The sequence below is a fragment of the Sphingobium sp. SJ10-10 genome, assembly GCF_036038995.2.
In the GTDB taxonomy this organism is placed as follows: domain Bacteria; phylum Pseudomonadota; class Alphaproteobacteria; order Sphingomonadales; family Sphingomonadaceae; genus Sphingobium.
This window is the reverse complement of the sequence record NZ_CP158132.1, coordinates 1,453,273-1,471,159: the sequence shown is the minus strand read 5'-3', so window position 1 is coordinate 1,471,159 and position 17,887 is coordinate 1,453,273. Positions and strand designations below refer to the sequence as shown.

Sequence of the window (17,887 nt, the reverse complement as noted above, 5' to 3'; positions counted from 1 at the left end):
TTGCCTCCGGGGCGTCTGCTGCTTTGATCCGGTTTTAACGGATGGCGCCGGTGATGACCGAGGCGATGATGCCGCTGGCAAGGGCGACCAGCACCGCGTCATTGCCTGAGCGGACCCAGTGATAGCCGCGCGGCGGAGCCTTCAGGCGGTAGCCGCGATAATTGTCGATCACGCGATAGTTGTTGGCGTAGCGGCGGTCGAAACGCTGACCCTTGGCCCAGCGGCGGTGATTGTCGCGGCGGTCGTCCTTGCGAATGACGGTCGTTCGGGTGACGGTGCGGCCATGGGAGCCTTGCTTCACGGTCTGATGGACTTCGCGGTGCGGCGCGGCCTGAGCTTCCGTAGCGACCATCGGGCTCGCCATCATGGTGGTGGCGGTGAGAGCCATCAGCAACTTCTTGAACATCATCATGCTCCTTCTTTCTATGTCTTGCCGTCGTTCCCGGCGTCGAAAACAGAGATAGGACGCATTTGTCGCAGGACTGTGCCGGGTCGCGGCAAAGCTGTCGCGAAGTGTAATCCCTATTCGTGACGCAGCGCGTCGATGGGGAAGGCGAACAGAGTTTACGCGCATATGTGCTTGTGCCGAATGGAGGTTGGCGAGACCGGCTTCATCGATCGGCGCGGGCCGAGAGCGCCAGTGCCGTTCCGGCGATCCATGCAATGCGATATCGCACCTTTTCCTTATACTCCGTCATCGTTAAAGGCGGTCCTCCGATGAGAACTACCGAAATGGGCCGGGGGCTCAACGGCATTTGTGTCTCAAAGGTGTAACGGCTTTGAAAAATTGCGCTTTTGCCGGGCGCGCATGTCAGAAGGTGGATGATGAGGGCATTTCTTTTTCCGGGGCAGGGCAGCCAGTCGGTCGGCATGGGCAAGGCGCTGGCCGAAGCGAGCCCGGCGGCGAAGGAGCTGTTTCAGGAGGTCGATGACGCCCTGAAACAGCATTTGTTCCGCATCATGGTGGAGGGGCCGGAAAGCGACCTGACACTGACGGAAAATGCGCAGCCCGCGATCATGGCCAATGCGCTGGCGACGCTGCGGGTGATGCAGAAGGAAGGCGGCTTTTCGCTAGCCGAGAAGGGCGATTTCGTCGCCGGGCATTCGCTGGGCGAATATAGCGCGCTCTGTGCGGCGGAGGCCTTCGACATCGGCACCACGGCGAAGCTGCTGAAGCTGCGCGGGCGGGCGATGCAGGCTGCCGTGCCGGTGGGCGAAGGCGCGATGGCGGCTCTGCTGGGCGCGGATATCGAGAAGGCTTTGGGACTGGCCGAAGCGGCTGCCCAGGGCGAGGTCTGCACCGTCGCCAACGACAATGACCCGACCCAGGTGGTGATTTCCGGCCATCGCGGCGCGATCGAGCGGGCGGTGGCGCTGGTCAAGGATCATGGCATCAAGCGCGGCGTGCTGCTGCCGGTGTCGGCTCCCTTCCACTGCCCCCTGATGCAGCCCGCCGCCGAGGCGATGGAGGAGGCTTTGGGCAAGGCGGCGATCAACACGCCGCTGCTGCCGGTCTATGCCAATGTGCTGGCGAGCGCGATTGCCGATCCGGAGGAGATCAAGGCTCGTCTGGTCGAGCAGGTGACGGGCCGGGTGCGCTGGCGCGAATCCGTCGCGGCGATGTGGAACGCGGGCGTGACCGAGTTCGTCGAGCTTGGCGGCAAGGTGCTGGGGCCGATGGTCAAGCGGATCGCGCCCGACGCGACCGTGCGCAGCATTGTGACGATGGATGATATCGAGGCCGCCCTGGGGGCGATGTGAGCGGCGCTCCTGTTCTGACCAGCCGTGACGGGGCCGTGTTGACGGTCACGCTCAACATGCCGGACCGGCGCAATCCGATCTCCGATCCGGCGATGGTCGATGCTCTGTGCGCCGTGTTCGAGGAGGCCGAGCGCGACCTGTCGGTGCATGTGGCGATCCTGACAGGGGCCGGAAGCGCCTTTTCCTCGGGCGGCGATCTGAACGCGATGCGGCCCGATGCGGGTGGTTTGCGGGCATGTTTGCCTGCGCAGACGCGGCGCAACTATCGGGCGGGAATCCAGCGTCTGCCGCTGCTGTTTCAGGCGATCGAACTGCCGGTGATCGCGGCGGTCAACGGGCCTGCCATCGGCGCGGGCTGCGATCTGACGCTGATGTGCGATGTCAGGATAGCGGCACAATCGGCTAAATTTGCTGAATCTTTTGTGAAGCTTGGGATTGTTTCCGGCGACGGCGGAGCCTGGTTGCTGCCGCGAATCGTGGGTTTTTCCAAGGCGACCGAACTGGCGCTGACCGGCGAGACGATCGATGCGGCGGAGGCGTTGCGGATCGGGCTGGTGGGGCAGGTGGTGCCGGACGCCGACCTTCTGACTGCCGCGCGCAAGTTGGCGGACAAGATCGCCGCCAATCCGCCGCATGCGACGCGGATGACCAAGCGGCTGTTGCGCGCGTCGCAGACGGCGGAATTGAACCAGATCATGGAAATGGCGGGCGCGATGCAGGCGCTGGCCCATGCGACGGCGGATCATGATGAGGCGATCGACGCCTTTTTCGAGCGCCGGACGCCGAATTTCAAGGGAGACTGACATGTTCGATCTGACAGGCATGACCGCGCTGGTGACGGGCGCTTCGGGGGGCATCGGTTCCGCCATTGCAAAAGCCCTTGCCGCGCAGGGTGCCACGCTCGCCCTTTCGGGGAGCAATGAGGAGAAGCTCAAGGCCTTTGCGGCCGAACTGGGCGGGGATCACAAGATTCTGGTATGCAACCTCAGCGATCCGGCGGCGGTGGACGCGTTGGTGGGACAGGCGGTCGAAGCGCTGGGCGGCAAGCTCGACATTCTGGTCAACAATGCCGGCATCACCCGCGATAACCTGATCCTGCGCATGAAGGATGAGGAATGGTCGAACGTGATCTCCGTCAATCTGGAGGCGGCGTTCCGGCTGGCCCGCGCTGCTGCCAAGCCGATGATGAAGGCGCGCTTCGGGCGGATCATCTCCATCACTTCGGTCGTAGGCGTCACCGGCAATCCCGGCCAGGCCAATTATGCAGCGTCCAAGGCGGGCATTATCGGCATGTCGAAATCGCTGGGCCAGGAACTGGCGAGCCGCGGAATCACGGTGAACTGCGTTGCGCCGGGCTTCATCCGCTCGGCCATGACCGACGCGCTGAATGACGCGCAGAAGGGTGCGATCCTGACCAGGATTCCGGCGGGCGATCTGGGCGCGGGCGAGGATATCGGCGCGGCGGTCGTGTATCTTGCGAGCAAGGAAGCGGGCTATGTGACCGGCCAGACGCTGCACGTAAATGGCGGCATGGCGATGATCTGAACCGGCCGGGCGCGACGCGTTATTCCCTTGCGCCCGAAAAATTTTGGGCATTTGCAAAGCGGCCGCCTTGTGCCATCGGGGCTAATGAGTCGAATGCAGGCGGGGGCGTGCTTCCCGATTGCCTCTTGCCTCTTGCCTCTTATGGGGCTTGCCTCTAGGGCATGCCTTAACAAATATTCAGAACCATCAACGATACCCAGTAAGAAGGACCACTCATGAGTGAGACCGCGGATCGCGTAAAGAAAATCGTCGTCGAGCATCTGGGCGTCGAAGCCGAAAAGGTGACCGAGGATGCGAGCTTCATTGACGATCTGGGCGCTGACAGCCTGGACATCGTTGAGCTGGTGATGGCGTTCGAGGAAGAATTCGGCGTCGAAATCCCCGACGATGCGGCCGAGAAGATCGCCACCGTCAAGGACGCCATCGATTATATCGACAGCAAGCAGTAAGAGCGTCGGGCGGTCTGCCTTTTTGGGGTTTGGCCGCCGCGTTTGAAGGAATTGGCTCCTCCTGTCCGGCAAAAACCGGTCTTGGGGAGCCTTTTCGTATCTGGTCCCCGTTCATGTTTTGGCTGTTCACAGGGGCACTTCGAATGGCTAGATGGGCGACATTGAGCCAAAGAGAATTTTTCGGAGCAAGCATATGCGTCGTGTTGTCGTAACCGGCCTTGGCATGGTCAGCCCGCTCGGCGGGGATGTGGAAACGACCTGGAAGAACATCATCGCGTCCAAATCCGGCGCGGCGACGATCGCGCGCTTTGACGCCAGTGAATATAAGTGCCGCATCGCCTGCGAGGTGAAGCCGGCGGATCATGAATATGGCTATGATGCCGGGCTGGATGTCGATCACAAGATCCAGCGGCAGGTCGATCCGTTCATCGTCTACGGCATTTCCGCCGCCAGCCAGGCGCTGCGCGACGCGGGCCTCGACAATATGAGCGAGGAGGAGCGTCTGCGCGCCGGTTGCTCGATCGGTTCGGGCATTGGCGGCCTGCCGGGCATCGAAAGCGAATCGCTGGTGCTGGCGAACAAGGGGCCGGGCCGCGTGTCGCCGCACTTCGTCCATGGGCGGCTGATCAACCTGATCTCGGGTCAGGTCTCAATCAAATATGGCCTGATGGGGCCGAACCATGCGGTCGTGACGGCTTGCTCGACGGGCGCGCATTCCATCGGGGACGCCGCGCGGATGATTGCGATGGACGATGCCGACGTGATGCTGGCGGGCGGCGCGGAAAGCGCGATCTGTCCGATCGGCATTGCCGGTTTCGCGCAGGCTCGGGCGCTGTCTACCGCGTTCAACGACCAGCCGGAAAAGGCTTCGCGCCCTTATGACGTCAACCGTGACGGCTTCGTCATGGGCGAGGGCGCGGGCGTGGTCGTACTGGAAGAATATGAGCGGGCCAAGGCGCGTGGTGCCAAGATCTATGCCGAAGTCATCGGCTACGGTCTGTCGGGCGACGCCTATCACGTCACTGCTCCCCATCCGGAGGGCAATGGCGGCTACCGCTCGATGCAGATGGCGCTCAAGAAGTCGGGGCTTTCGCTGGCAGATATCGACTATGTGAACGCACATGGCACCTCGACCCCGCTGGGCGACGAACTGGAACTGGGCGCGGTGAAACGGCTGTTCGGTGAACATCTCAGCACCATGTCGATGAGCTCGACCAAGTCGGCCATCGGCCATCTGCTGGGCGGCGCGGGCGCGGTGGAGAGCATCTTCTGCATCCTGGCGATGCGCGACCAGATCGTGCCGCCGACGCTGAACCTCGACGAGCCGAGCGAAAGCTGCAAGGGCGTGGACCTGGTTCCGCATGTCGCCAAGGAGCGCAAGGTGCGCGCGGTGCTGAACAACTCGTTTGGCTTTGGCGGCACCAACGCTTCGCTGATCATGAAGGCGGTCTGAGACACGACGCATGCGGCGGCTTGGCTATGGCATATTGCTGATCGGCCTGGCCGTCGCGGCTTTCGTTGCATTCCGCTTCGTCTATGGATGGACAGAGGCGGGACCGGCGATGAGGGATATAGAGATCGTGGTGCCCGAAGGCGCGACGATTGCGGATGCGGCGGTACTGCTCAAGCAGAAGGGCGCGGTGCGCTCCGCCGATGCTTTCCTGACCCGCGCCAAGATTTTCGGGCGCGGCAAGTCGATCAAGGCGGGCGAGTTCCTGATCCCCAAGGGCGCCAGCAACAGCGATATCTTCGGCATTCTCCAGGGCGGCAAGACGCTGACCCGGCTCGTGACCATACCGGAGGGGATGCCTTCGATCCTGGTCTATGAGCGGTTGAAGGCGAATGAGGAGTTGACCGGCGACATCCCGGTGCCGGCAGAGGGGAGCGTGCTGCCTGACAGCTATGCATTCGACAAGGGCGAGAGCCGGGCGGCGGTGCTGGGGCGCATGCAGGGCGCCATGGACAAGGCGCTCACGAAGCTGTGGTCGGAGCGGGCGCCCAATAGCGTCGTCAAGACGCCCAAGCAGGCCATCATATTGGCCAGCATCGTCGAGAAAGAAACCGGCGTGCCGTCCGAGCGGCCGATGGTGGCGGGGGTCTATGGCAACCGGCTGAAGGTCGGCATGATGTTGCAGGCGGACCCGACGATCATCTACCCGATCACCAAGGGCAAGCCGCTGGGACGCCGGATCAAGAAGTCGGAGATCGCGGCGGTCAACGATTATAATACCTATGCGATGACCGGGCTGCCCAAGGGGCCGATCGCCAATCCCGGGCGGTTGTCGATATTGGCGGTCTTGCATCCTGCGGAGACGAAGGCGCTCTACTTCGTCGCGGATGGCAAGGGCGGGCATATCTTTGCCGATACGCTGCAAGAACATAATGAGAATGTGCGGAAATGGTTTGAAATCCGGCGGGCTCGGGGAGAGCTTTAGCCTGCACGGGTCCGTGGGTTGTTTGGGTGGTTTTCCGCCATTCCCCCTCCCGCAAGCGGGAGGGGGCCAGGGGGTGGGCTGGCGCGACACTAGCGGCGATTTTCAACGGCTAACCCGGAAGCTCACTTCGCTCGCGCCCACCCCTAACCCTTCAAACGAGGCACGTGACTCGTTTGAACGCTTGCGGGAGGGGGAATGTCTTGGGTTGGCCATTGGCAGGCGAAGTTTTCCTTTTCTTCCGTAAAGCGGCGATTGCCAAACGCCACTTACCCGCCTATCCAGTCATCAGCATCAAGAGTTGGGGCGACGCCCAACGCCAACCTGCCGATCCGGGCAAGGTGGCACTCCGTAAAGGAGGATGTGGCCGATCCGGCAACCAAGCGGACCCAAGCCACATCGTTAAGCGTCGCTCCGAAGCAAGGAATGACGTGACGTGCCGATCAAGATAGCCGACGATCTTCCCGCCCGCCGCACGCTGGAGGCCGAAGGCGTCGTTGTCATGCGCGAGGCCGATGCGGTGCGGCAGGACATCCGGCCTCTTCGGATTGCCCTGCTCAACCTCATGCCCAACAAGATCAGCACGGAAACCCAGCTCGCCCGGCTGCTGGGCGCGACGCCGTTGCAGGTGGAACTGACGCTGGTGCGGATCAGCGACCATGTCTCGCGCAACACCTCCGCCGACCATATGGCGTCCTTCTATCGTCCATGGAGCGATGTGCGGGATGAACGGTTCGACGGCTTCATCATCACTGGCGCGCCGGTGGAAACGCTGCCGTTCGAAGAGGTCAGCTATTGGGATGAATTGCGCGCCATTTTCGACTGGACGCAGACCCATGTGCATCGTTCCTTGAGCATCTGCTGGGCGGCGCAGGCAGCGCTGCATCATTTCCACGGCGTGGAAAAACATGCGCTGGAGCGCAAGGCCTTCGGCGTGTTCCGGCATCACAATCATGTGCCGTCGTCGCCCTGGATGCGTGGCTTTTCCGACGATTTCTGCGTGCCGGTGTCCCGCTGGTCGGAAGTGCGGCGGGAGGATATCCCCGACGGGCGCGGCTTGCAGATTCTGGCCGATAGCGCGGAATCGGGCCTTTGTTTGATTGGTGATCCGGAGCGCGGCTTCCTGCATATGTTCAACCATCTGGAATATGACACGCTGACGCTGGCCGACGAATATGCGCGCGACGGGGCAAGGCAGTTGCCGGCCCATTATTTCCCTGGCGATGATCCGGCGCAGGCTCCGCTAAATCACTGGCGCAGCCATGCGCATCTGCTGTTCGGCAACTGGATCAACGAAATCTACCAGACCGCGCCCTTCGATCTGGGGGCGGTCGGACAGCAGCCGGGCCTGACCGCCGCTTAGCGAAGGATGCCTTTTGCGATCAGGCTGCGGGCATAGCGCCATTGGAAAATGGCGATGATCAGGATCACAGCGGGGAAGATCGCGGCCGTGATGCCTTTCACTGCCAACAGGTCGGTGTGGATGAAACTATAGCCGAACTGCACGATCACCGCGACGATCGAGAGCAGGAACAAGGGCGCAGCGGCGTCCTTGCGGAGCAGCAGCAGGGTCGCGCCCAGCGTACCGGCACCGACAGCGACCGCATAGGCAGCCCAGGCCCAGACCGGCATGGCGGCGAAGATATTTGCGGTATAAGGATCGGTCTTCGCCAATTGGTCGAGGTCGGCGGTATATTGTATGATGAAGGCGGCGACCCCCATCAGGTTCCAGAGCAGCAATATGATCCCGATGGCCCGAAAGGATCGCGGTGCGGTCATGACTTCCCCCCTCTGTCGGCGGCCTGCCTGCCGAGGCCGTGGGGGGATCATAGGGGCTGGCGGGATTTTGCGAAAGGATATGCCGGGTTTTGGCAAATGAGGCTTTGGCGGCGCCGATCGTCGTGACGGCTTTGATGGGTGCGGCGGATTTCGGCTGGGCGGAAGGCTTGCGCCGCGCGCATTTTCCGGCCGAACGCAATCTGGTGCCGGCGCATATCACGCTGTTCCATCATCTACCCCCCTCCGCTCTGGGGGAAGTGGCGCGGCGTTTGAAGCGGCTCTGCGCAGGTCCGTCACCCGGTGCGAGGCTGACCGAGGTAATGCTGCTAGGACGGGGTGTCGCCTATCGGGTGGAAAGCCCGGACTTGATGGCGATGCGCGATGAATTGGCGGAGGCCTTTGCGGGCTTGCTGGTGCCGCAGGACCAGGCGCAACCGCGCTTTCACATCACGGTGCAGAACAAGGTTGAACCGCTGGAGGCAAAGGCCTTGGCGACGACGTTACGACGCGATTTCCGCCCGAGGCCGCTCGCGATCGCTGGCCTTGCGGCTTGGCATTATCGCGGCGGGCCTTGGGAATTGGCGGTGAAGGCCAGCTTTCGGGGCTGACCTTCATCTCGATCAGGCGAGGCCGACTTCCTTGAGCGGAACCGAGGCGTCCGCCAACTGCGCCTGATCCAGCACCGCGCCGGAAATGACATGGGCGCGGCCCTGCACATAATCCTTGACCGCATTGACGCAGTCGAGCGCGATCAGCTTGCCCCCCTTGAGATAGAGGACGGAGAAGCTGCGGGTCGCCGGATCGCCGCGCAGGATCGCCTGATCATGCCCGGTCGAAAGCCCCACGGTCTGGAGCTTCAGATCATATTGGTTCGACCAGAACCAGGGAACCGCATGATAGGCTTCTTCCTTGCCCATGATGTGGTTGACCGCCGTTTTCGCCTGGTCATTGGCGTTCTGCACCGACTCAAGCCGGATCTGCGCGCCCCGGGCGAAGCTGTTGGCATGGGCGGCGCAATCGCCCACCGCATAGATGTCGGGCAGGCTGGTGCGGCAATATTCGTCCACGTCCACGCCATTGCCGCCCGCCGCGCCCGCCGCGATCAGCGGGCCGGTTTCGGGGATGATGCCGATGCCGACGATCACCATGTCGGTTGCGATCCGCTCGCCATCTTCCATCAGCACGGCAGTCGCCTGGCCATCGGTGACTTCGATGCAGTCCATCCGCGCGCCGGTGCGGAGATCAACGCCATGGGCGCGATGCTCGGCCTCGTAGAAGCGCGACAGTTCCTCGCCCGCCACGCGCGCCAGCACGCGGTCAAGCGCTTCGAGCAGCACGACCTTCTTTCCGAATTTCGACAGGACCGCAGCCGCTTCCAAACCGATATAGCCGCCGCCGATCACGGTCACATGGCTGATCTGGTCGAGCTTCGCCATCATGGCGTCGACATCGTCGCGGCGGCGCACGGCATGGACGTTAGGCGCGTCGGCACCGGCGCAGCTCAGCATGCGCGGCGAGCCGCCGGTGCACCAGATCAGCTTGCCATAGCTGATTTCCCGGTCGCCCGCGGTCACGAACTTGCCCACGGGATCGACGGCCTTCACCCGCAGGCCAAGCAGCATGTCGATCTTGCGCTCTTCCCAGAAGCTCGCGGGGCGGATCAGGATGCGGTCGAAGCTCTTGTCGCCCGCGAAATATTCCTTGGACAGCGGCGGACGCTCATAGGGCGGGTCTTTTTCATCGCCCACCATCGCGATCGAGCCTTCGAAACCGAGTTGGCGCAGCGAAATGCCCGCCTGTGCCCCGGCATGCCCCGCACCCACGATCAGAACGTCATAATAGCTCATCGACGCGCTATCCCCTCATTTTCCTGTTGCCGCGTGCTTGGCGCGCTTTCGCGAGGCTGGCAAGCGGATTGTCGCTCGATACTGTTATCGTTGGGCTGGTGGCCGGTCATGACCGGCCACCGGACTTTTATCCGATCGCGCCGCCGATCATGCGAGCGAGGCGTGCGGAAAAGGCGCGTGGGTCGGTCGGAAGTTCGCCATCCGCGATCCGGGCCTCATCCAGCAGCAGTTTCGCCGCGTCCTCGCGCAGGTCGCTGTCTTCGGCCAGCGTACCAAGCTTTGCGATCAACGCATGGCGGGGATTGATCTCCAGCACCGGCTTGGCCGCATTGTCGAGTCGCCCGGCGCCGGCCAGCAGCTTTTCGAGCTGGCGGTCCATCGCATTGTCGGGCGCGACCAGGCAGACAGCGCTTTCCGTCAGACGTTCCGATGCCCGGACGTCGGAAACTTCCTCGCCAAGCACTATCTTCACATAGGCGATGAAGCCGTCGACCTCTGGCGATGCCTGCATCTCGGGCGCTTCGCCGTCGGCCAGCGGGATCAGGCTGAGGTCGGCCAGACCCTGTGTCACCGACTTGAACGGCTTGCCCTGATAATCGACCCCGGCGGTGACCCAGAAGCTGTCGACCTGATCGGTGAGCAGCAGCACCTCGATCCCGCGCGCGCGGAAACCCTCAAGCTGGGGCGAGGAGGCAAGGCGGTCGAGATCGGTGCCGGTGGCGTAGTAGATCGCGGTCTGATTGTCCTTGATCGCCTCGACATAATCCTTGAGCGAACGCCAATTCTCTCCGCCAGCGGTGGATTTGAAGCGGGCGAGGCCAAGCAGCGTCTCGCGCCGCGCGAAATCCTCATACAGCCCTTCCTTCAGGACCGCGCCGAAATTCTCCCAGAAGCTGCGAAAGGCTTCCGCGTCCTTGTCGGCCAGCTTGTCCAGTTCGGAAAGGATGCGGTTGGCGACGCCCTTCTGGATGGCGGCGAGCACCGGGCTTTCCTGGATCATCTCGCGCGAGACGTTGAGCGGCAGGTCGTTGCTGTCGACCAGCCCGCGCACGAAGCGCAGATAGCGCGGCAATATCTGCGCCTCATCGGTGATGAAGACGCGGCGGACATAGAGCTTGATCCGGCCGGCGCGGTCCGGATCGAACAGATCGAAGGGGCGCATGGAGGGCAGGAAGGCAAGGACCGAATATTCGTGCAGCCCCTCGGCGCGGTAGTGGAGCGTCAGGGCGGGTTCATCGAACTGACCGGCGGCGCTGCGGTAGAAGTCGGTATATTCCTCCGCCGTGATGTCCGATTTCGGGCGGGTCCAGAGCGCCGCGCCGTCCGCGATCTGCTTTTCCTCCGCATCCGGCTTTTCCTTGAGGAAGATGGGGACGGGGACATGGCCGGATTGCGCGGTGATGATGCGCTGGGTGGTGAAATGCTCGGTATAATTGGCGGCGTCTTCCTTCAGGTGAAGGACGATGCGGGTGCCGCGAACAGGAGCCTGCACCAGCTCGACAAGCTGGATGGTGTAGCTGCCCATGCCGTCCGACGCCCAATGCGCGGCGGTGTCGGCACCGGCGCGGCGGGAGAAAACGTCGACACTGTCCGCGACCATGAAGGCGGAATAAAAGCCGACGCCGAATTGGCCGATGAGTTGCGCGCCTTCACCTTCCTTGGCTGCCGTGACGCGCTCCATGAAGGCGCGGGTGCCGGACCGCGCAATGGTGCCCAGCGCTTCGGCCAGCTCGACCTCGCTCATGCCGATGCCATTATCCTCGACGATGAGCTGGCGCGCTTCGGGGTCGAGCGTGACGGTGATGCGCGGCTGGCCGTCATCTCCGGCGAGCGCGGGATTGCTCAGCAGTTCGTAACGCAGCTTTTCGCAGGCGTCGGCCGCGTTCGAGATCAACTCGCGCAGGAAGACGTCCTTGTCCGAATAGACGGAGTGCACCATCATGTGCAGCAGCCGGGCGACATCGGCCTCGAAGGAACGGGTTTCGGGTGCGGTGCCGGTCGTGATGGTCATGGCGGTATCGAAATCTCTCCCTAATGGAATCCGGCCAGTGGAATCCGGACCGTCAGATGGCGGGAGCCGGGGCGGCTTTCAAGCCCTGATTCCCGCCTTCGTCTGCGGTATGCGGGTGGAGGAACGGTCGCCACCCCTTCATAAACATTGTAAGCTTTGCACCGAAATGTGCCGCGAATGCGCGAATGGCTGCCGGAACGCGGCGCTGGCCGTGCATGAGGGGCCAACCGGTCGGAAAGGCTGTGCCATGACCGATTATCAGCAGTTGCGTGACAGGATGGTCGATCGCCAGATCGCCCGGCGCGGCATTCGCGATCCACGCCTTCTTGCGGCCATGCGGGTCGTTCCGCGCGAACGCTTCGTGCGCGAAGGGATGGAAGACTATGCCTATGAGGATTCCGCCCTGCCGATCGAAGAGGAGCAGAGCATTTCCCAACCCTATATCGTCGCCGCTATGCTGGAGGCGGCGGAGATCGGGCCGCAATCCCGCGTGCTGGAGGTCGGTGCGGGATCGGGCTATGCGGCTGCGCTGCTGGGCCAGCTTGCGGGCCGGGTCTTCGCGATCGAACGGCATGAGGCGCTGGGCAGGCTGGCGGAAAGGCGGATGGCGGCGCTTGGCTATGCCAATGTCGAAATTCGCATAGGCGACGGCACGCGAGGATTGCCCGAGGAGGCGCCCTTCGACGCCATCCTGGTCGCCGCCGCCGCGCCCGTCGTGCCCCAGGCGCTGCGCCAGCAGTTGAAGATCGGGGGACATCTGATCATCCCGGTCGGCGCTTCCGGCGGGCAGAGGCTGTGCAAGGTGACGCGGGAAGGCGAGGACCGTTATGTAGAGCATGATCTGGGCGCGGTCATGTTCGTGCCGCTGATCGGTGAACAGGGCTGGCGGGAGGAGGAATAGCGCCTAGAGCCTGATCTTGCCCGCATCGGCGTCGATGGGGTCAGGCGATGAAGACATAGACCGCGCCAAGGGCTGCGCATGCCCCCAGCACCGGCAGCACGCCGACCTTGAACCGGAACACCGCGATCATCGCGCCGATCGACAGCAGCAAGGCAGGAATATTGACGCTGGAAAGCACTGGCAGGTCCACTCCCGCGATCCGCTGGACCTGCCCGAACAGGGTGTGGATGGCGAACCAGATTGCGAGATTGAGGATCACGCCGACGACGGCGGCTGTGATCGCGGTCAGCGCCGCCGAAAGCGCCGGATTGCCGCGCAGCCGCTCGATGAAGGGCGCGCCCGCGAAAATCCAGAGGAAGCAGGGGACGAACGTGACCCAGGTAGTAAGGATCGCGCCCAGGGTCGCGGCGATCAGCGGATGCAGCACCCCGGAATCACGGAAGGCGGCCAGGAACCCCACGAACTGCGTCACCATGATCAGCGGCCCCGGCGTCGTTTCCGCCATACCCAGGCCGTCGAGCATTTCGCCTGGCTTGAGCCAACCGAATGTGCCGACCGCCTCCTGCGCGACATAGGCCAGCACCGCATAGGCGCCGCCGAAGGTGACGACCGCCATCTGGCTGAAGAAGCTGGCGATATGGGTGAACACATTATCCGGTCCCAGGGTCAGGAACAGCGCCAGCACCGGCCCCAGCCAGAGGATCAGAAACACTGCCGAGATGCGCAGCGACCAGCCCGGATGAGGGCGGGCATGGTCGGGCAATTGCTCGCCCAATGCGGTGTCGCGGTCATGGACGACATCGCCGCTCGCCGGGCCATGACCGCCGCCGCCCTGGAACGCCTTGAGCCCGCTACGCCCACCGATGAAGCCGCCCAGGCCCGCCGCCAGGATAATCAACGGGAAGGGCGCGCCAAGGAAGAAGATCGCCACGAAGGCGGCGGCGGCGATCCCGCGCATGACATTGTTCTTCAGCGCCCGCGATCCGACCCGGACCACCGCCTGCATAACGATCGCCAGCACCGCCGCCTTCAGGCCGAAGAACAGCCCTTCGATGATCTGCACATGGCCCAGCAGGACATAGATATAGCTAAGGCCCAATATGGCGAGGAAGCCGGGCAGCACGAACAATATGCCCGCGATCAGCCCGCCCTTGGTCTTGTGCAGCAGCCAGCCGATATAGATGGCGAGTTGCTGCGCCTCCGGTCCCGGCAACAGCATGCAATAGTTGAGCGCATGGAGGAAGCGTTCCTCTCCGATCCAGCGCTTTTCCTCGACCAGCAGCCGGTGCATCACGGCGATCTGCCCCGCCGGACCCCCGAAACTGAGCGCCGCGATCCGCGCCCAGACGCGCGTCGCTTCGCCCAGTGAAATGCCGTGATCGCCGTTGGACGGGGAAGCCGCAGGAGTAGTGGAAGATAGGCTGGCCGTCATCGGTCCGTCTTTCTGTGGCTGAAAAAAGCGTGAAACTGGTTCAGGGCGTCGCTCGCCATGGCGATGCGCTGGATGTCGTCGTCGGTAGAGGCGCAGACGCCCGACAATATGGCGCTCAGGCCCGGCGTTTCAGGCCGCGCGAACTTGTTGTCGCCAATGTCGAGATCATGGATGATCTCCCCGATCGCGACCAGTGCGGGGTCGTCTTGCAGCCTCGCCCGCAGCAGCAATGTTTCGAAACTGCACCGATCGCCTTCATGGGTGAATTCGGCATCGGCCATGTCGAAGCGCAGTTCGCCCTCCGCCGGATCATGATAGCGGCTGTCGACGAATGTGAAGCGGGCGTCGGGATCGATGAAGCGGCGGATCAACCAGGCGCAGGCGATGCGATCGACATGGACGCCGCTGCGCGTCACCCAGATCCGGTTCGTCAGATCATTCGCGCCGATCCCGTCCACAGGATCGGCGCGGCTGACGTCCGGATGCTGGTAACGCTGGCGGTCCAGCTCCGCGAGCGCGGCCTCCGCCTCCTGCCGTCCATGCGCGCCGAAGAAATCGAGCCGGCCGATGTCCTCAAGCCGCTTTTGCAACCGGGCGATGTCCGGTCCGCTGGCGGGGCCGGTTTCCAGCAGGCGGCGGGCGGCCAGCGCGATCTCGTCATAATCGGCATTGCGGGCGGTATCGAACAGGGCGCGGACGTCGCCGTCCGACTGGCCCGCCAGCAGATGCGCCTCGATCAATATCGCCTCGCCGCCATTGGTGGTGATCTCCGCCATGAGGTCACGGAACGCCGCTGCTCCCTCTGCCGAATGGGGCAGGACGTGGACGGCGTTCTTCAGCGGCACCGCGCCGATGGCCTGCAGGCGCCGCCAGATCTTGACCCGCAAATAAGGTGGCTTCGCAGGAAGCTGGTGCAGCAGGGCAAGCCAGGGGGTGGCATCAGACATGATGCATATGTATCAAGGATATGGATTCGAAGAAATAGGAATATCAATGAAGCGGACTTTCGCCTTTGCAATGATCGGCGCGACGGCTGCGGCGCTCTGTGGAGCCGCGCCTGCATCGGCACAGAATGACGGTCTTGCCCTCAGCGGCAGCGTCCGGCTGCGCTTTGAAGAGATTGAGGGGCAGCCACGCGCCGGGTTCGATCGCGACGACAGCCTGTTCAACGTCCGCACCCAGATCCTGGCCGAATATCGGTCGGGCGCGTTCAGGGTGGGAGCGGAACTGTTCGACAGCCGGGCCTATGGCGCCGATCCCGGCACGCCGATCTCGACCAATGAGGTCAATGCGATGGAACTGGTCCAGGCCTATGTCGCTGGCGACATAGCCGAGCCGCTGGGCAAAGGCAGCAAGCTCAGCCTGATGGCGGGGCGGTTTACGCTCAACCTCGGTTCACGCCGCCTCGTCGCGGCCGACGATTATCGCAACACGACCAACGGCTATACGGGCTTGCGCGCCGATCTGACCGTGCCGCCGGGGGTGAAGGCGGTTTTCATCTACACCCTGCCGCAGCAGCGGCGTCCGGACGACTCCGATGGCGTCCGGAACAAGCGGGTGAGGATCGATCATGAAGGCTTCGATCTGGTGCTGTGGGGCGGCATCGTCAGCAAGGCCAGGGCGATCGGTCCGGCCATGGCGGAATTGTCCTATTTCCATCTGGGGGAGCGCGACGAACCGGGGCGGCCGACGCGGGACCGGTCGCTCGATACCTTTGGCGGGCGGATCATCCGCGAACCGGAAACCGGCCGGTTCGACTATGAGGTTGAGGCTTTTTATCAAACCGGCCAGATCAGCGCATCGCTCGCGCCGTCGGCGGCACGGCAATCCGTCGGCGCGAGCTTTCTGCACGCCGATGCGGGATATAGTTTCGCGGGGCCATGGAAACCGCGTCTCTCGGTCGAATTCGACCGGGCGAGCGGAGACAAAAGGGGAGGGCGCTATGGCCGGTTCGACACGCTGTTCGGCATGCGCCGGGCGGATTTGGCCCCCGCCGGCCTGTATAATGCCGTGGCGCGGACGAATATCATGACGCCGGGCATCAGATTGGAGGCGACGCCGGATAAAAGGTGGGACTGGTTTGCGGCCTATCGCGCCCTGTGGCTGGCGTCGCGGATGGACGCCTTCTCGACGACCGGAGTAAGGGATAGCGCCGGACGGTCGGGCCGTTTTGCCGGCCATCAGATGGAAGCGCGGCTGCGCTATTGGGTGGTTCCTTCGCGTCTGCGCTTCGAATTTGACGGGCTGCTGCTCGCCAAGGGCCGGTTTCTGCGGGACGCGCCCAATGCGCCCGCAGGAAAATGGACGCGCTATACTTCGTTCAATTTGACCGCGAGCTTTTAGGGCCAATCGACATTCAGCCCTGACGGCCTGCAAATGGCGCTTTTCCGTGCTTCCGGTGCTCACGTACTTTTAGTACGCTGCGCTCCAGGTCACGAAAAACCACCATTTTCGGCACGTCATCATCTGAATGTCGATTGGCCCTGGATTGCAGTCCAGCCCGCAAGGCTGATGGCAGCCGCCACCAGAGCTGCAAACAGCGGCATGGCGGCCCTGATGCCGCCATGGCCCCAGCCGATGACCACGGTCATGACCGCCTTGGCGAGCGTGTTGGCAAGGACCGCGCTTCCTAAAATCAACCCGGCGGTGCGATTGTCGAGCAGGCCGGGCGGCAGGCCCGCCATGGTCATGACCGCCGCGTCGACGTCCGATATGCCGGTCAGCGTCAGGACGACCGCCATGCCTTGTTGCCCGAAATGCTCCAGCGCCCATCGCGCGGCGAGCGACAGTCCCGCCACGATGGCGGCCAGCATAAGCGCCGGTCCGAAGCCGAGCGGATTGGCGATCCCCATGCCGTCGCTTCCTTCGCCATGCCGCCGCCATGCGATCAGGGCGAAGGCCACGGCAACCAGTGTCGCGGGCGCCATCGTCAGCGCCAGCGTAGGGACGGCGCGGGGAATGAGGACGAGCGCCACCAGTTGAACCCGCACGAACATGACGATAGAGGCCACCGCGATGCCAGCCGACAATAAGGTTCGCGCCGCCGGTTCATCGCGCAGCCGCCGCGCATAATCGGCGGTGACAGCGGTGGAGGAAACGATGGCGCCGGTCAGCGCCACCAGCAAAATCCCCCGCTCACGCCCGAAGCGTCGCGAAATGGCATAGCCCGCGAAGGACAGGCCCATCACGAACACGACCACCATCCAGATCTTTCGCGGATTCCAGGCGTCATAGGGGCCATAGGCTGCATCCGGCAGCAGCGGCAGGATGATGAGGGCGACCAGCAGGAAGCGGGAAACGCTTTCTATCTCGCTCTCGTCCATGCCCCTTAGCATGGCGTGCATCGATTGCCGGGAGCTCAATATCGCAAAGGTCGCCGCGCCCATGGCCAGGCCAAGCGCGGGCGAGAGTCGCGTGGCGCAGAAGCTCGCTCCGAAGGTCAAAAGGCCGGCGAGCGTGGTCGTCGCGGACAGATGGTCCGGATCGGCGCTGCGGGAATAGCCGACGGCCAGTATGACCGCGACTCCCGCGCCGAGGGTGGCCGCGACCATATCCGGCGCCAATCCCGCCATCCCTCCCAGCAGGCCGATCAGGCCGAAGGTTCGAAAACCGGCGACCCTGTGGCCCTTGCCGAGATTCCGCTGGGTCCAGCCGCGCTCAATCCCCACGAGCAGTCCGATCGCGATGGACGCGATCATGGACAGATAGGGCTGGCCGATGTCGGGCATGC

17 protein-coding genes and 1 riboswitch are annotated in these 17,887 nt (G+C 63.6%); of the genes, 10 read left to right on the top strand and 7 right to left on the bottom strand.

Annotated features, from left to right (window positions below):
- Positions 1-34 precede the first annotated feature (34 nt).
- A complete protein-coding gene (locus tag VVT58_RS06945; protein ID WP_327753730.1) occupies positions 35-406 on the bottom strand; it encodes an RcnB family protein in 372 nt (123 codons plus the stop codon).
- A gap of 419 nt (positions 407-825) precedes the next feature.
- Between VVT58_RS06945 and fabD the strand changes: the two genes are divergently transcribed.
- The 7 genes from fabD to metA all read left to right on the top strand — a co-directional run bounded on the left by fabD (position 826) and on the right by metA (position 7,550).
- A complete protein-coding gene (gene fabD / locus VVT58_RS06940) occupies positions 826-1,761 on the top strand; it encodes an ACP S-malonyltransferase (RefSeq protein ID WP_327753731.1) in 936 nt (311 codons plus the stop codon).
- Positions 1,758-2,564, top strand: a complete 807-nt coding sequence (locus VVT58_RS06935; protein ID WP_327753628.1) for a crotonase/enoyl-CoA hydratase family protein — start codon at positions 1,758-1,760, stop codon at positions 2,562-2,564. Before fabD ends, VVT58_RS06935 begins: the two co-directional genes overlap by 4 nt.
- Before the next feature lies 1 nt (position 2,565).
- Positions 2,566-3,306 (top strand): 3-oxoacyl-[acyl-carrier-protein] reductase, encoded by a 741-nt coding sequence (gene fabG / locus VVT58_RS06930; RefSeq protein WP_327753629.1) that lies wholly within the window; start codon positions 2,566-2,568, stop codon positions 3,304-3,306.
- A 215-nt stretch (positions 3,307-3,521) separates the two neighbouring features.
- The gene (locus VVT58_RS06925; protein ID WP_007689016.1) at positions 3,522-3,755 is read left to right on the top strand and encodes an acyl carrier protein; all 234 of its coding nucleotides are present in this window, start codon (positions 3,522-3,524) and stop codon (positions 3,753-3,755) included.
- A gap of 193 nt (positions 3,756-3,948) precedes the next feature.
- A complete protein-coding gene (fabF, locus tag VVT58_RS06920; RefSeq protein ID WP_327753630.1) occupies positions 3,949-5,208 on the top strand; it encodes a beta-ketoacyl-ACP synthase II in 1,260 nt (419 codons plus the stop codon).
- 10 nt (positions 5,209-5,218) lie between these two features.
- Positions 5,219-6,190, top strand: a complete 972-nt coding sequence (gene mltG / locus VVT58_RS06915) for an endolytic transglycosylase MltG (RefSeq protein WP_327753631.1) — start codon at positions 5,219-5,221, stop codon at positions 6,188-6,190.
- Between the two features lie 283 nt (positions 6,191-6,473).
- Positions 6,474-6,580, top strand: a riboswitch (SAM-I-IV-variant riboswitch).
- A gap of 43 nt (positions 6,581-6,623) precedes the next feature.
- Positions 6,624-7,550, top strand: coding sequence for a homoserine O-succinyltransferase (gene metA, locus VVT58_RS06910; RefSeq protein WP_327753632.1), 927 nt, complete (start codon positions 6,624-6,626; stop codon positions 7,548-7,550).
- Here the strand turns inward: metA and VVT58_RS06905 are convergent.
- On the bottom strand, positions 7,547-7,966 hold the full coding sequence (locus tag VVT58_RS06905; protein ID WP_327753633.1) for a sugar transporter: 420 nt from the start codon (positions 7,964-7,966) through the stop codon (positions 7,547-7,549). The two genes, metA and VVT58_RS06905, sit on opposite strands and share 4 nt — an antisense overlap.
- Positions 7,967-8,070: 104 nt before the next feature.
- Here VVT58_RS06905 and VVT58_RS06900 point away from each other — a divergent pair, with 104 nt between their 5' ends.
- The gene (locus tag VVT58_RS06900) at positions 8,071-8,574 is read left to right on the top strand and encodes a 2'-5' RNA ligase family protein (protein WP_327753732.1); all 504 of its coding nucleotides are present in this window, start codon (positions 8,071-8,073) and stop codon (positions 8,572-8,574) included.
- Between the two features lie 12 nt (positions 8,575-8,586).
- On the opposite strand, the gene VVT58_RS06895 is transcribed toward VVT58_RS06900, so the two are convergent.
- Together VVT58_RS06895 and htpG are read right to left on the bottom strand one after the other, a co-directional pair.
- On the bottom strand, positions 8,587-9,813 hold the full coding sequence (locus VVT58_RS06895) for an FAD/NAD(P)-binding oxidoreductase (protein ID WP_327753634.1): 1,227 nt from the start codon (positions 9,811-9,813) through the stop codon (positions 8,587-8,589).
- 127 nt (positions 9,814-9,940) lie between these two features.
- On the bottom strand, positions 9,941-11,824 hold the full coding sequence (htpG, locus tag VVT58_RS06890) for a molecular chaperone HtpG (RefSeq protein WP_327753635.1): 1,884 nt from the start codon (positions 11,822-11,824) through the stop codon (positions 9,941-9,943).
- Positions 11,825-12,071: 247 nt separating this feature from the next.
- Here htpG and VVT58_RS06885 point away from each other — a divergent pair, with 247 nt between their 5' ends.
- On the top strand, positions 12,072-12,725 hold the full coding sequence (locus VVT58_RS06885) for a protein-L-isoaspartate(D-aspartate) O-methyltransferase (RefSeq protein ID WP_327753636.1): 654 nt from the start codon (positions 12,072-12,074) through the stop codon (positions 12,723-12,725).
- 40 nt (positions 12,726-12,765) lie between these two features.
- On the opposite strand, the gene chrA is transcribed toward VVT58_RS06885, so the two are convergent.
- Positions 12,766-14,157, bottom strand: a complete 1,392-nt coding sequence (chrA, locus tag VVT58_RS06880; protein WP_327753637.1) for a chromate efflux transporter — start codon at positions 14,155-14,157, stop codon at positions 12,766-12,768.
- Positions 14,154-15,104 carry a chromate resistance protein ChrB domain-containing protein gene (locus VVT58_RS06875; protein ID WP_327753638.1) on the bottom strand — a complete coding sequence of 317 codons (951 nt, stop codon included), beginning with the start codon at positions 15,102-15,104 and terminating at the stop codon, positions 14,154-14,156. The genes chrA and VVT58_RS06875 overlap by 4 nt, the downstream gene beginning before the upstream one ends.
- A 46-nt stretch (positions 15,105-15,150) precedes the next feature.
- On the opposite strand from VVT58_RS06875, the gene VVT58_RS06870 reads away from it, so the two are divergent.
- A complete protein-coding gene (locus tag VVT58_RS06870) occupies positions 15,151-16,500 on the top strand; it encodes an alginate export family protein (protein WP_327753640.1) in 1,350 nt (449 codons plus the stop codon).
- Between the two features lie 119 nt (positions 16,501-16,619).
- Here VVT58_RS06870 and VVT58_RS06865 read toward each other — a convergent pair whose 3' ends face one another.
- The gene (locus VVT58_RS06865; RefSeq protein WP_327753641.1) at positions 16,620-17,885 is read right to left on the bottom strand and encodes an MgtC/SapB family protein; all 1,266 of its coding nucleotides are present in this window, start codon (positions 17,883-17,885) and stop codon (positions 16,620-16,622) included.
- Positions 17,886-17,887 lie beyond the last annotated feature (2 nt).